Origin of the sequence: Salmonella sp. SAL-020 (genome assembly GCF_017372215.1) — a bacterium.
Taxonomy (GTDB): domain Bacteria; phylum Pseudomonadota; class Gammaproteobacteria; order Enterobacterales; family Enterobacteriaceae; genus Salmonella; species Salmonella enterica.
The window spans coordinates 2,591,793-2,605,645 of sequence record NZ_CP071690.1; the positions used below are offsets into that span (position 1 = coordinate 2,591,793).

General features: G+C 54.7%; 14 protein-coding genes. 12 read left to right on the forward strand and 2 right to left on the reverse strand.

Annotated elements, in window-relative coordinates; all coding sequences use genetic code 11:
- The first annotated feature begins 5 nt into the window (after positions 1 to 5).
- The 9 genes from hyaC to J1G48_RS12625 all read left to right on the forward strand — a co-directional run bounded on the left by hyaC (position 6) and on the right by J1G48_RS12625 (position 9,033).
- Positions 6 to 737 (forward strand): Ni/Fe-hydrogenase b-type cytochrome subunit, encoded by a 732-nt coding sequence (hyaC, locus tag J1G48_RS12585; RefSeq protein ID WP_000147027.1) that lies wholly within the window; start codon positions 6 to 8, stop codon positions 735 to 737.
- Positions 734 to 1,330, forward strand: coding sequence for a hydrogenase 1 maturation protease (hyaD, locus tag J1G48_RS12590; RefSeq protein ID WP_000993799.1), 597 nt, complete (start codon positions 734 to 736; stop codon positions 1,328 to 1,330). Before hyaC ends, hyaD begins: the two co-directional genes overlap by 4 nt.
- The gene (gene hyaE / locus J1G48_RS12595; RefSeq protein WP_001262580.1) at positions 1,320 to 1,724 is read left to right on the forward strand and encodes a hydrogenase-1 operon protein HyaE; all 405 of its coding nucleotides are present in this window, start codon (positions 1,320 to 1,322) and stop codon (positions 1,722 to 1,724) included. Before hyaD ends, hyaE begins: the two co-directional genes overlap by 11 nt.
- Entirely contained in the window at positions 1,721 to 2,569 is an 849-nt protein-coding gene (locus J1G48_RS12600) for a hydrogenase expression/formation protein (protein ID WP_000063376.1), read from the forward strand. The genes hyaE and J1G48_RS12600 overlap by 4 nt, the downstream gene beginning before the upstream one ends.
- Before the next feature lie 74 nt (positions 2,570 to 2,643).
- Positions 2,644 to 4,188 carry a cytochrome bd-II oxidase subunit 1 gene (appC, locus tag J1G48_RS12605; protein WP_000263613.1) on the forward strand — a complete coding sequence of 515 codons (1,545 nt, stop codon included), beginning with the start codon at positions 2,644 to 2,646 and terminating at the stop codon, positions 4,186 to 4,188.
- An 11-nt stretch (positions 4,189 to 4,199) separates the two neighbouring features.
- Complete coding sequence (gene appB / locus J1G48_RS12610; RefSeq protein ID WP_000888110.1) at positions 4,200 to 5,336, forward strand: cytochrome d ubiquinol oxidase subunit II; 1,137 nt, start codon at positions 4,200 to 4,202, stop codon at positions 5,334 to 5,336.
- 12 nt (positions 5,337 to 5,348) lie between these two features.
- The gene (gene cbdX, locus J1G48_RS12615; protein WP_000270301.1) at positions 5,349 to 5,438 is read left to right on the forward strand and encodes a cytochrome bd-II oxidase subunit CbdX; all 90 of its coding nucleotides are present in this window, start codon (positions 5,349 to 5,351) and stop codon (positions 5,436 to 5,438) included.
- Positions 5,439 to 5,832: 394 nt separating this feature from the next.
- Positions 5,833 to 7,107 carry a Glu/Leu/Phe/Val dehydrogenase gene (locus J1G48_RS12620; protein WP_001526439.1) on the forward strand — a complete coding sequence of 425 codons (1,275 nt, stop codon included), beginning with the start codon at positions 5,833 to 5,835 and terminating at the stop codon, positions 7,105 to 7,107.
- A gap of 213 nt (positions 7,108 to 7,320) precedes the next feature.
- Positions 7,321 to 9,033 carry an alpha,alpha-trehalase gene (locus J1G48_RS12625; protein WP_000612838.1) on the forward strand — a complete coding sequence of 571 codons (1,713 nt, stop codon included), beginning with the start codon at positions 7,321 to 7,323 and terminating at the stop codon, positions 9,031 to 9,033.
- A gap of 62 nt (positions 9,034 to 9,095) precedes the next feature.
- Here J1G48_RS12625 and J1G48_RS12630 read toward each other — a convergent pair whose 3' ends face one another.
- A complete protein-coding gene (locus tag J1G48_RS12630) occupies positions 9,096 to 9,350 on the reverse strand; it encodes a GlsB/YeaQ/YmgE family stress response membrane protein (RefSeq protein ID WP_000511321.1) in 255 nt (84 codons plus the stop codon).
- A 168-nt stretch (positions 9,351 to 9,518) separates the two neighbouring features.
- Between J1G48_RS12630 and ycgR the strand changes: the two genes are divergently transcribed.
- Positions 9,519 to 10,253: a flagellar brake protein YcgR gene (ycgR, locus tag J1G48_RS12635; RefSeq protein WP_000017414.1), complete on the forward strand. Its 735-nt coding sequence runs from the start codon at positions 9,519 to 9,521 to the stop codon at positions 10,251 to 10,253.
- Positions 10,254 to 10,266: 13 nt separating this feature from the next.
- Here ycgR and emtA read toward each other — a convergent pair whose 3' ends face one another.
- The gene (gene emtA, locus J1G48_RS12640; RefSeq protein ID WP_000776974.1) at positions 10,267 to 10,878 is read right to left on the reverse strand and encodes a membrane-bound lytic murein transglycosylase EmtA; all 612 of its coding nucleotides are present in this window, start codon (positions 10,876 to 10,878) and stop codon (positions 10,267 to 10,269) included.
- Positions 10,879 to 11,048: 170 nt separating this feature from the next.
- On the opposite strand from emtA, the gene ldcA reads away from it, so the two are divergent.
- Together ldcA and J1G48_RS12650 are read left to right on the forward strand one after the other, a co-directional pair.
- Complete coding sequence (ldcA, locus tag J1G48_RS12645) at positions 11,049 to 11,963, forward strand: muramoyltetrapeptide carboxypeptidase (protein ID WP_000051603.1); 915 nt, start codon at positions 11,049 to 11,051, stop codon at positions 11,961 to 11,963.
- Positions 11,964 to 12,059: 96 nt separating this feature from the next.
- A complete protein-coding gene (locus J1G48_RS12650; RefSeq protein ID WP_000338376.1) occupies positions 12,060 to 13,793 on the forward strand; it encodes a potassium/proton antiporter in 1,734 nt (577 codons plus the stop codon).
- Positions 13,794 to 13,853 lie beyond the last annotated feature (60 nt).

The window sequence follows — 13,853 nt, forward strand, 5'->3', positions numbered from 1 at the left end:
GAACGATGACTGGAAAGCTATCTCCACGCGTCGGGGAGGCGCGTGATACTGCCGTCAACCACTATGTGTTTGAAGCGCCGGTACGCCTGTGGCACTGGCTAACGGTGGCCTGCATGTTGGTACTGATGGTAACAGGCTACTTCATTGGCCGGCCCTTGCCGTCGGTGAGTGGCGAGGCGACCTATCTGTTTTACATGGGCTATATCCGGCTGATCCACTTTGCCGCCGCGATGATCTTTACCGTGTTACTGCTGGGGCGAATTTATTGGGCCTGTGTCGGCAACCGCTATTCGCGAGAGCTGTTTATCGTCCCGGTCTGGCGTCGCAGTTGGTGGCAAGGCGCTTTCTCCGTGGTCCGCTGGTATCTGTTTCTGGAGAAAAAACCGGGAAGCGACATCGGACATAACCCTGTCGCGCAGGCCGCGATGTTCGGCTATTTCCTGTTGTCGGTATTTATGATCCTCACCGGTTTCGCTCTGTTTGGCGAGCATAGCCAGTACGCCATCTTTGCGCCGTTCCGCTATGTGGTTGAATTTTTCTACTGGACCGGCGGCAACTCCATCGATATTCACAGCTGGCACCGACTGGGTATGTGGCTGATCGCCGCCTTCATCGTCGGGCACGTTTACCTCGCTATCCGGGAAGACATTATGTCCGACGATACGGTGATCTCCACCATGATCAATGGCTATCGCAGCCACAAATTCCCCAAACCGCACGACAAGGAGCCCTCATGAATGCGCAACGCGTAGTGGTGATGGGGTTAGGAAACCTGCTGTGGGCCGATGAAGGATTCGGTATCCGGGTCGCGGAGCGTTTGTATGCCCGATATCACTGGCCTGAAGAGGTAGAAATTGTGGACGGCGGTACGCAAGGGCTAAACCTGTTAGGTTATGTTGAGCAAGCCAGCCATCTCCTGCTCCTTGACGCGATCGATTACGGCCTGGCGCCGGGCAGCCTGCGAACCTATGCCGGCGAGAAAATCCCCGCGTATCTCAGCGCCAAAAAAATGAGCCTGCATCAAAACAGTTTTTCCGAAGTTCTGGCGCTGGCCGACATCCGCGGGCATCTGCCCTGTCACATTGCGCTGGTCGGTCTGCAACCGGCGCACCTGGACGACTACGGCGGTAGCCTGAGCGAAATAGCTCGCGGCCAGCTACCGGCGGCGGAACAGGCCGCCCTGGCGCAACTGGCCGCCTGGGGGATCGTACCGCAGGCAAACGAGGTCGCACGCTGCCTGAACTATAAATGCCTGTCGATGGAAAATTATGAGGGAGTGCGCATACGTCAGTATCAGACACGTCTGGAGGGCAAAAGAAGTGGCGAATGACACCCCGTTCTCTGCGCTATGGCAACGCCTGTTAACCCGTGGATGGCAACCGGTAGAGGCTTCTACGGTAGACGACTGGATCAAACGGGTTGGAGATGGCGTCATCCTGTTAAGTAGCGATCCGCGGCGTACGCCGGAAGTCAGCGATAACCCGGTGATGATTGCCGAACTCCTGCGTGAGTTCCCGCAGTTTGACTGGCAGGTGGCGGTGGCCGACCTTGAACAAAGCGAAGCTATCGGCGATCGCTTTAATGTACGTCGGTTTCCGGCGACGTTGGTTTTTACAGACGGCGAGCTACGCGGCGCGCTCAGCGGCATTCATCCCTGGGCTGAACTGCTCACGCTGATGCGTTCGATGGTTGACACTCCCGCAGCGCAGGAGACAGTACAATGAGCAACGCCTTTTTTCATCTGCTGGGGCCAGGTACGCAGCCTGATGACGCTAGTTTCTCGATGAATCCCTTACCGCTCACCTGTCAGGTCAATGGCGACCCAAGTATGGCGGCGCTGGAGCGCTGCGCTCACAGCCCGGCGGTGATGGCATTGTTGACCGATCTGCGAGGTCAGCTTGCCCGGCGCATCCCGGAAGTCGGCGACGTGCTGGGATGGGAGTTATCTCCCCTGAATGCCGATGATCTCTCATTCCTCAATACGCTATTGGGCGAAGGCGAAGTCTCGGTACGCATTCAGCATCCGGACGGGAGTGAAAGCGAGATCCAGGAGACCATCTTCTGCGGCCTGTGGCGGGTACGCCATCTGCATAACCGACGTCTGCTGACGGATCGTCTGGAAGCGGGTAGCGCGCCCCTGACATTATGGCAAGCGGCTACCGCCGATACGCTGCCTGACGACTCTCTACTGCCTCCGCCTGTCGCTGGCCTGATGAATGGACTGCCGCTGGCCCATGAATTATTGGCGCACGTACGCGATCCGGCGTTGCAACCTCACAGCATCAATTTGACCCAACTGCCGCTCAGCGAGGCCGATCGCCTTTTTCTGGCGCGTTTATGCGGACACGGGAACATCCAGATTCGCATCTCCGGGTATGGCGAAAGCCAAATCAACGCCACAGCATTGCGCCATCTCTGGCATGTGCGCTGTCTGGACGCCCTTAAAGGGCCATTGCTCGATAGCTATGAGATTTGTCTTTTGCCGGAGCTGGTACTGGCGGCCCCGGAAGATCTGGCCGATTCGCGCCAGCGCCTGGATGAAGTCTGCCGATGGCTGGAGACGCGCTAACGCTCTCAACAGGAACGTCACCGGTGTCCGGTACTGATTAGCTTTTTACTCTCTTTCTGCCTACAGGAGTTAGCATGTGGGATGTCATTGACTTATCGCGCTGGCAGTTTGCGCTGACCGCGCTGTATCACTTTTTATTTGTTCCTCTTACGCTTGGGCTGATTTTTTTGCTGGCCGTCATGGAGACGATCTATGTGGTGACGGGGAAAACCGTCTACCGCGATATGACGCGTTTCTGGGGCAAGCTCTTCGGGATCAATTTTGCTCTCGGTGTGGCTACCGGCCTGACCATGGAGTTTCAGTTCGGGACTAACTGGTCGCTCTATTCGAACTATGTGGGCGATATTTTCGGCGCGCCGCTGGCGATGGAAGCGTTACTGGCCTTCTTTCTCGAATCCACTTTTGTCGGCCTGTTCTTTTTCGGCTGGCAGCGGCTGAATAAATACCAACACCTGCTGGTCACCTGGCTGGTGGCCTTCGGCTCCAATATTTCAGCATTATGGATTCTGAATGCCAATGGCTGGATGCAGTATCCTACCGGCGCTCATTTCAACATCGATACGTTACGGATGGAAATGAGCAGCTTCAGCGATCTGGTCTTTAACCCGGTGAGCCAGGTGAAATTCGTCCATACCGTCATGTCCGGTTATGTCACCGGCGCCATGTTTATTATGTCTATCAGCGCCTGGTATCTGCTACGTGGCCGCGAGCGTGAGGTGGCCTTGCGCTCGTTTGCTATCGGCTCAGTATTCGGCACCCTGGCCATTCTGGGAACCCTGCAACTGGGCGACAGTTCGGCCTACGAGGTCGCCCAAATTCAGCCGGTGAAACTGGCGGCGATGGAAGGCGAATGGCAAACCGAACCCGCGCCCGCGCCGTTTCATCTGATTGCCTGGCCGCAGCAGGAACAGGAGCGTAATGCATTTGCCGTGAAGATCCCTGCTCTGCTGGGTATTCTGGCCACCCATTCGCTGGATACGCCAGTTCCGGGGTTAAAAAACCTGATGGACGACGCTCTGCCGCGCCTGAAGCGTGGCCGGGAGGCCTGGCTGCTCATGCAGGAGATAGCGCAAGGCAATCGCTCGCCACAGGTACTGAATGCGTTTCACGCCGTTGAGGGCGATCTGGGGTACGGCATTCTGCTGGCGAAATATGCCCCGGATATGAACCATGTGACGCCGGAGCAGTATCGTGCGGCCCAGCGTGGCGCTATTCCTCAGGTGGCGCCGGTGTTCTGGAGTTTCCGTATTATGGTCGGCTGCGGTTCGCTGCTGTTAGTGGTGATGTTGATTGCGTTGATACAGACGCTGCGAATGCGTATCGACCAGCATCGCTGGGTATTGCGTATGACGCTGTGGAGCCTGCCGTTACCGTGGATTGCCATTGAAGCCGGTTGGTTTATGACGGAGTTTGGCCGTCAGCCCTGGGCGATTCAGGACATTCTGCCGACCTGGTACGCTCACTCCGCGCTGACGCCGGGCCAGTTGGCCTTCTCAATGGGGCTTATCCTCGGACTTTACACCCTGTTTTTAATCGCGGAAGTCTATCTGATGCAGAAGTACGCGCGTCTTGGGCCGAGCGCCATGCAACATCAACAACAAGCGCAACAACAGGGATAAAGGAGACAATCATGTTGGATTATGAAACGTTGCGGTTCATTTGGTGGCTGCTGATCGGCGTCATCCTGGTGGCATTTATGGTAACTGACGGGTTTGATATGGGTGTCGGTTGCCTGCTCCCGCTGATAGCGCGCAACGATGACGAACGCCGGGTATTGATCAATAGCGTGGGCGCCCACTGGGAAGGAAACCAGGTATGGTTGATTCTCGCGGGCGGGGCATTATTCGCCGCCTGGCCACGGGTCTATGCCGCCGCGTTTTCCGGTTTTTATGTGGCGATGATCCTGGTGCTGTGTGCCCTCTTCTTTCGCCCGCTGGCCTTTGATTATCGGGGTAAAATCGCCAATGCCCGCTGGCGCGCGCTGTGGGATACCGGTCTGGTTATCGGCAGCCTGGTTCCCCCAGTCGTATTCGGCATCGCGTTCGGCAACCTGTTTTTAGGCGTGCCGTTTGCCTTCACGCCGCAGCTTCATGTTGACTATTTTGGCACCTTCTGGCAGTTACTCTCGCCCTTTGCCCTACTGTGTGGATTATTGAGCCTGTCGTTGGTGATTATGCAAGGAGGCGTCTGGTTACAGTTGAAAACGGAGGGCGTTATTCGTCAACGGGCTCTGTCGGCCACCCGCCACAGCGCGCTGCTGATCGTGATCTGCTTCCTGCTGGCCGGTTACTGGCTGTGGGCCGGCGTTGATGGCTTTGTCTTGCTCACGCAGGATGCCAACGGCCCTTCCAATCCGCTCTTAAAAGGCGTGGCGATACTCCCTGGCGCATGGATGAACCACTTTATACGCTCGCCGCTACTGCTCATCATCCCGTTGCTCGGTATGATCCTGCCGATTCTGGCTTTCTATGCCTGCCTTCGCGGTCAGACTATTCGTGGATTTCTGTTCGCTTCCCTGACCCAGGCCTGCGTCATCTTTACCGCCGGCATAACGCTATTTCCTTTTGTGATGCCGTCGAGTGTTAGTCCTCTCTCCAGCCTGACGGTGTGGGACAGCACCTCCAGCCAGATGACGCTCGAAATCATGCTGGTGATTGTGCTGATTTTTCTGCCAATCGTACTGCTCTATACGCTGTGGAGCTATTACAAAATGTTGGGGCGTATCAACCTGGAGACCCTCCGCCGCAACGATCATGAACTTTATTAGGGAGCGGGAGCGATGTGGTATTTACTGTGGTTTGTCGGCATTCTGCTGATGTGCTCACTGTCGACACTGGCGCTGGTATGGCTTGAGTCGCGTCAACAATAAAGAGGTAAACCGGGGCCAGCGCCGTCTGACTCCGGTTATTTTTATCTTTATACGCGCCTGGCGAAGACGTTTCCCCGCCGACAGGACGACATAACATTGATACATGTCGTTATCATAATGTTTACTTTTAGAGGTGCGTCATAATTATGACAAATAGCCACCTTGCACATATTTCGCATATTTAAGCAATTAATTGCATAATTAGCAATATATCACCTCTTATAGCGGATAGTTAACCACTTCCCATCCAAAATCATAACGAAAATCCAACTGCCTGCCATTTTTGATCTGAGTTAATTGTTTAAAAAAGTGTTAAATTTATCGCTACATGGTGTGATCTACTATGTACCACGGTCAATTAAAGAACATATTACTTTTATCACTAAGGTTTATCATGGATAAGTTATCTTACGCTTCAGATAGCAGCACATCTGCCTGGAATACCTACCTGCAACAAATCGAGCGTGTGGCCCCTTATCTGGGCGAGTTATCCCCCTGGGTGGATACTCTGCGCCACCCAAAACGCGCTCTGATCGTCGATATTCCGGTACAAATGGATGATGGCACTATTCGTCATTTCGAAGGATATCGCGTGCAGCACAACCTCTCCCGAGGTCCGGGTAAAGGCGGTGTTCGCTACCATCCTGACGTTGATCTCAATGAAGTGATGGCCCTGTCAGCATGGATGACCATCAAATGTGCCGCGCTGAACCTGCCATACGGCGGCGCTAAAGGCGGTATCCGCGTCGATCCGTTCTCGCTGTCGGAAGGTGAACTGGAGCGTTTGACCCGCCGCTATACCAGCGAGATCGGCATTATCATCGGGCCGCAGAAAGATATTCCTGCGCCGGATGTCGGCACCAACGGTAAAGTGATGGCCTGGATGATGGATACGTATTCCATGAATCATGGCACGACGGTCACTGGCGTCGTCACCGGTAAGCCTATCCATCTTGGCGGTTCGCTGGGCCGTGAAAAAGCGACGGGGCGCGGCGTTTTTGTCAGCGGGCTGGAAGCCGCACGTCGGGCGAATATTGCTGTTGAAGGCGCTCGCGTTGCGGTTCAGGGTTTTGGTAACGTCGGCAGCGAAGCCGCGCGTCTGTTTGCAGGCGCTGGCGCCCGTGTCGTGGCGATTCAGGATCATACCGCGACCCTGTTTAACGCCACCGGTATTGACATGAAGGCGCTCACGGCATGGCAGACAGAACACAAACAGATAGCCGGTTTCCCGGGCGCGGAAACTATCGCCAGCGATGCGTTCTGGCGTCTGGAGATGGATATTCTGATCCCGGCGGCGCTTGAAGGTCAGATAACTCGTCAGCGCGCGGAAGCCCTGACGTGTAAGCTGGTGCTGGAAGGGGCTAACGGCCCGACCTATCCGGATGCTGATGATGTTCTGGCCAGCCGTGGTATCCTTGTGGTGCCTGACGTGGTCTGTAACGCAGGCGGCGTAACCGTCAGCTACTTCGAATGGGTACAAGATATGGCCAGCTTCTTCTGGAGCGAAGAAGAGATCAACGCGCGCATGGACAAAATCATGACCGACGCGATCGTCCATGTCTGGGAGAAAGCGGCTGAGAAATCCTGTTCTCTGCGCACCGCAGCCTATATTGTCGCCTGTGAGCGCATTCTGTTGGCCCGTAAAGATCGCGGTATCTATCCGGGTTAAGGCTACAAGTTATTGCGCTAAAATCCACGTCCCGGCGTGGATTTTTTGTCTGTATCCCCCGTTTTCCACGCGCGCGCCGATAAATTCTGTCTCAATAAAATGTCTGTTTGTTCGCAAAATAGCGGTTCAATCACGCGTATCTGGTCATCGTAGACTAAGGTTTTGTCATGGTAAATGCCGTTGGCTTTGGCTCACCGCTAAGGAGATAACTTGATGATACCCCCAGAGATTCGCCGTTCTGTTCTACTACAGAAAGCCATAAAACTGGCGCTGGCAGGGACGCTGCTGACGTTTGCATCGTTTTCGGCGACTGCCGCAGACCCGTCTTCCGACACTGAAACTCCGCAGCCGCCGGATATTTTGCTTGGCCCGCTCTTTAATGATGTCCAGAATGCAAAACTCTTCCCCGATCAGAAAACCTTTGCTGACGCCATACCTAATAGCGATCCGCTCATGATTCTTGCGGATTATCGTATGCAGCGGAACCAGTCCGGCTTCGATTTGCGTCATTTTGTTGATGTTAACTTCACCCTGCCGAAAGCGGGTGAAAAATATGTCCCGCCTGCCGGGCAGTCATTGCGTGAACATATTGATGGCCTGTGGCCGGTGCTGACCCGTTCAACTAAAAACGTCGAAAAGTGGGACTCGCTCTTGCCGTTGCCTGAATCCTATGTCGTACCGGGTGGGCGATTCAGAGAGATTTACTACTGGGACAGCTATTTTACGATGCTGGGGCTGGCGGAAAGCGGGCACTGGGATAAGGTGGCGGATATGGTAGCGAACTTTGGTTACGAAATTGACGCCTGGGGGCATATTCCTAACGGCAACCGTACCTACTACCTGAGTCGTTCGCAGCCGCCTTTCTTTGCGTTTATGGTTGAGTTACTGGCGCAACATGAAGGTGACGATGCGCTGAAAGAATACCTGCCGCAACTGCAAAAAGAGTACGCCTACTGGATGGAGGGCGTTGAGACATTGCAGCCAGGGCAACAAAACCAACGCGTCGTCAAACTGGAAGACGGTAGCGTTCTCAACCGCTACTGGGACGATCGGGATACGCCCCGCCCTGAATCCTGGGTTGAAGATATCGCTACCGTCAAAAGCAACCCCAACCGCCCGGCAACGGAGATCTATCGGGACCTCCGTTCTGCTGCCGCCTCCGGCTGGGATTTCAGCTCCCGCTGGATGGATAATCCGCAGCAGCTCAGTACCATTCGTACCACCACTATTGTCCCTGTCGATCTTAACGCTCTGCTGTATCAGCTGGAGAAAACCCTCGCCCGCGCCAGCGCTGCGGCGGGCGATCGGGCCAAAGCCTCGCACTATGACGCGCTGGCCAACGCGCGGCAAAAAGCCATTGAAATGCATCTGTGGAATAACAAAGAGGGTTGGTATGCCGACTACGATCTGAAGAACAATAAAATCCGTGACCAACTCACCGCTGCCGCGCTGTTCCCGCTCTATGTAAACGCCGCCGCGAAAGATCGCGCCGCGAAAGTGGCGGCGGCGGCCCAGGCGCATCTGCTACAGCCTGGCGGGCTGGCTACCACCTCGGTTAAAAGCGGACAGCAATGGGATGCGCCAAACGGCTGGGCGCCGTTACAATGGGTCGCTGCCGAAGGATTGCAAAATTATGGGCAGGATGACGTGGCAATGGAAGTCACCTGGCGCTTTTTAACCAATGTGCAGCACACCTACGATCGCGAGAAAAAACTGGTCGAAAAATATGACGTCAGCAGCACCGGAACCGGCGGTGGCGGCGGCGAATATCCACTTCAGGACGGCTTTGGCTGGACCAACGGCGTGACGCTGAAAATGCTCGATCTGATTTGTCCGCAGGAAAAACCGTGCGATAGCGTACCGTCTACTCGTCCGGCATCGTTAAGCGCAACGCCGACAAAAACGCCGTCTGCAGCGACGCAGTAACGCGTGTTTATAGTAGGTTGACCCGGCGCTGACCGGGTCAACGCTTACACGTTCTGCAGCGGTTAGCCGCGTCGCAGAAGGCGGAAAATCACCAGCACCATAATCGCGCCCACCACGGCGACCAGGAAACTGTGCAGATTAAAGCCGCTGATACTGCCGCCAATACCAAACATCGTCGCCAGCCATCCGCCAACGACCGCCCCGACAATACCGAGAATACAGGTCAGGATAAATCCCCCGCCATCGCGCCCCGGCATAAGCAATTTGGCGATAACGCCGGCAATCAAACCAAAAACAATCCAGGCGATAATTCCCATTTGCGAACCCTCTTTCCAGTAAAAACGTTTTAAGTATAGGCAAAGTCGAGCGTCGCATTTCTGAACACTGATTTATCTCGCGGACATAAAAATTTATTTATCGCTATTAAGTTCTTTCTACCGATGCCGATAACCCAACGATAGTCTGCGTATCAGGGGTTATTTCGTGTGAGTGGTTACAATGAGCAGTTCCTGAAAAAAAATCCATTAGCGATATTAGGCGTGCTACGGGATTTAAATAAAAATCAGGTTCCACTGCGTATTTCATGGGCGCATGGTCAATTCATTAGTAAAATTTTGGCGGTAGACCCGGAAAAACTCATCGTGGATTACGGCAGCCAGGAATATGAAAATAGCGCCGTATTACGTGCCGGGCAGGTAGCCATTATCGCAGAAACACAGGGCGCAAAAGTCGAGTTCACGTTGCCGCAACTCGTTACAGGCGAATATCAGCGGCTGCCGGCCTTTATCACGCCCCTGCCGTCGTCACTGTGGTTTGTCCAGCGCCGGGAGTATTTTCGTATTGGCGCGCCGCTGTATCCGCCTTATTACGGCGTCACCACGCTACCGGACACCCGTACGTTACGTTTTCGCCTGTTTGATCTTTCCCTGGGCGGCATGGGCGCGCTACTGGAATCCGCCATCCCCGACGGACTAATCGAAGGCGCGCGCTTTTCGCAGGTTGAACTGAACATGGGGCCATGGGGTATTTTTCACGTTGACGCCCAGCTTATCGCCATCAGCGAGCGTAAGGTGATTGATGGGAAAAATGAAACGATCACCACTCCCCGCCTGAGCTTTCGTTTCCTTAACGTCAGCCCGGCGGTAGAGCGGGAGTTGCAGCGGATTATTTTTTCGCTTGAGCGCGAGGCCCGAGAAAGAGCGAATAAAGTGCGAGAATAATCTTCACGCTAAACTACATGGCGTCCAGCGCCTGCTGAAGCTTCCAGATATAGCGCGGCGCCTGCGGCGCGGGATGATTATCAACAACATGTTCAAAAAACTCGTCCGCATCCAGATCGTTAATTTTTTCTATCGCCTTCTTCCTGTCGGATGAAAAAGTACGCAATAACGCGCCTGCGCCGTTAGCATAAGAGACGACCAGCGCATATTGCATCACCTGCGGATCTTTGATGCCGGCCAGCGGCCCATTTTCCAGAATGCTCAAATACGCCGCGCCCATTGAGATGTTACGCTCAGGGTTTTTCAGCTCGCTGGTGGTCGGTTCGCCACGCCAGCCCATACGACGGTAAACGTCGCGCCCGGAGGTCGACGCCTTTAACTGCATCAGGCCAATCGCATTGGACTTACTAACCGCGTTAGGGTTGCCGCCGGATTCAATGGCGATAATCGCGGTGATTAAATGCGGATCAACCCCCCATGCCGCCCCGGCTTTTTCACTGATGGGCATCCACTGCATCGCACGCTTTACAGGCACTTCGGCATTCCACGGCGGATTCCTGTAATCCTGTTTTGAGCTACAGCCAGCGAGTATTACTACCAAAAAAGCAAACCATCTTAATTTCACGTCATCTATCCTTATAGCCGTAACTTATCTGCCGAAGAGGTCATACCGCCCCGGCCAGGCACTTAGGTTGCCTCCCTGGTGCGCATCCAGAAACGTCGCACAACGAGGGACATCGCCTAATATATGCGGCATGATATACATTTGCATTCTATTGTCAGCAAGGAATTACCATGTCTCTGTTTCATTTAATCGCCCCGTCGGGCTACTGTATTAACCAACAGGCCGCGTTACGCGGCGTTCAGCGCCTGACTGACGCGGGTCATCAGGTGGAGAATGACGAGGTGATTCGTCGCCGCTTTCAGCGTTTTGCCGGTACGGACGCGGAACGGCTGGCCGATGTTAATTCGCTGGCCTCGCTAACGTCGCCGGATACAATCGTCATGCCGGTTCGCGGCGGCTATGGCGCCAGCCGCTTGTTGGATCGTATCGACTGGCAGGCGCTCGCCTCCCGGCAACAGCGCGATCCCTTACTGATTTGCGGTCATAGCGATTTTACGGCGATTCAGGCTGGACTCCTGGCGCAGGCCAATGTCATCACCTTTAGCGGTCCTATGCTGGCGGCAAATTTTGGCGCCGAAACGCTGAATACGTTCACCGAGCAACATTTCTGGCTGGCGCTACGCAAGGCGCAATTTACCGTAGAGTGGCAAGGCGACGGCCCTCAGTGCGACGTACAGGGCACCTTATGGGGCGGAAATCTGGCGATGTTGATTTCCCTTATCGGTACGCCCTGGATGCCGACTATCGATAAAGGAATTTTAGTGCTGGAAGATGTCAATGAGCATCCTTTCCGGGTGGAGCGTATGCTTTTGCAACTGGAGTACGCCGGAATTTTAAACCGCCAGAGCGCCATCGTTCTCGGCAGCTTTAGCGGCGCGGCGCCCAACGAGTATGACGCCGGCTATTCTCTGGAGAGCGTCTACGCGTTTTTACGTTCCCGTCTGTCCGTTCCGCTGATTACCGGTCTCGACTTCGGGCATGAACAGCGTACGGTAACGCTCCCTATCGGGGCAAACGCGACGCTTAAAAATACGCGCCAGGGGACTCAACTCACTTTATCTGGTCATCCTACGCTGCAATTGTAAAAAAAGTCCCCGACAGGCTAAGTAAAACGCTGCCCTGGCCGTTATTATGTTAATGTTAAATAATACGAAGTCGTGTGAGTCAGGAGATATAAAACGTTGGATGCTGCAACAATTATTAGTCTATTTATTTTAGGTTCCATCCTTGTAACCAGCAGTATCCTGTTAAGTTCATTCTCATCGCGACTGGGTATCCCGATTCTGGTCATTTTTCTCGCCATTGGGATGTTAGCGGGTGTGGATGGCATTGGCGGTATTCCTTTCGATAATTATCCTTTCGCTTATATGGTCAGTAACCTGGCGCTGGCGATTATTTTACTCGATGGCGGCATGCGCACCCAGGCCAGCTCTTTCCGGGTAGCGCTGGGCCCCGCGCTGTCGCTGGCGACGCTCGGCGTACTAATCACGTCGGGGTTAACAGGTATGATGGCCGCCTGGCTGTTTCATCTGGATCTTATCGAAGGTCTGCTTATCGGCGCGATAGTCGGTTCCACTGACGCCGCAGCGGTCTTTTCTCTGCTTGGCGGCAAAGGGCTAAACGAACGTGTAGGCTCCACGCTGGAGATCGAATCGGGAAGTAACGACCCGATGGCCGTTTTTCTGACCATTACATTAATTGAGATGATCCAGAAGCATGAAACCGGCCTGGACTGGATGTTTGCCGTCCATATTATCCAACAGTTCGGTCTCGGTATTGTTTTTGGCCTGGGCGGCGGTTACCTGCTACAGCAGATGATCAACCGTATTTCTCTGCCCAGCGGCTTGTATCCGATGCTGGCGCTCAGCGGCGGTATTCTGATTTTTGCTTTGACGACCGCGCTTGAAGGCAGCGGCATTCTCGCGGTCTATTTGTGCGGATTCCTGTTAGGAAACCGCCCGATTCGCAACCGTTACGGCATCCTGCAAAACTTTGACGGACTGGCCTGGCTGGCGCAGATCGCGATGTTCCTGGTCCTGGGGCTGTTGGTGACGCCTTCCGATCTGTGGCCGATTGCCGTCCCTGCGCTTATTCTCTCCATCTGGATGATTTTCTTCGCCCGCCCACTGTCGGTGTTTACCGGCCTGCTGCCATTTCGCGGCTTCAATCTTCGGGAGCGCATTTTCATCAGTTGGGTTGGACTGCGCGGCGCGGTGCCGATTATTCTCGCCGTTTTCCCGATGATGGCCGGGCTTGAAAACGCTCGCCTGTTCTTTAATGTCGCTTTCTTTGTGGTACTGGTGTCGCTGCTCCTGCAGGGAACATCGCTGTCATGGGCGGCGAAGAGAGCTAAAGTGGTCGTGCCTCCGGTTGGCTGGCCAGTATCGCGCGTGGGGCTTGACATCCATCCTGATAATCCGTGGGAGCAATTCATTTATCAGTTGAGCGCCGACAAATGGTGCGTCGGCGCGGCGTTGCGCGACCTGCATATGCCGAACGAAACCCGCATTGCCGCGCTATTTCGCAATAATGAACTGTTTCACCCCACGGGTAGCACTCGCCTGCAGGAAGGCGACGTACTCTGCGTGATTGGCCGGGAGCGCGATCTGCCAGCGCTGGGCAAATTGTTTAGCCAGTCGCCGCCGGTTTCGTTAGATCAGCGTTTCTTTGGCGATTTTATCCTCGAAGCGAATGCGAAATTCGCCGACGTGGCGCTTATCTACGGGCTGGAAGAAGGAACGGAATACCGGGATAAACAACAAACTCTGGGTGAAATCATACAGCAGCTGCTGGGCGCTGCGCCGGTCGTCGGCGATCAGGTGGAGTTTGGCGGCATGATTTGGACGGTAGCTGAAAAAGAAGATAACGTGGTACGCAAGATTGGGGTACGCGTCGCCGAAGACGAAGCAGAATAAGGTCGCCTGGCAACGTCGACCCGCCCCCAGGTGGACCGGTCGACGCCTTAGTCTGAGTTA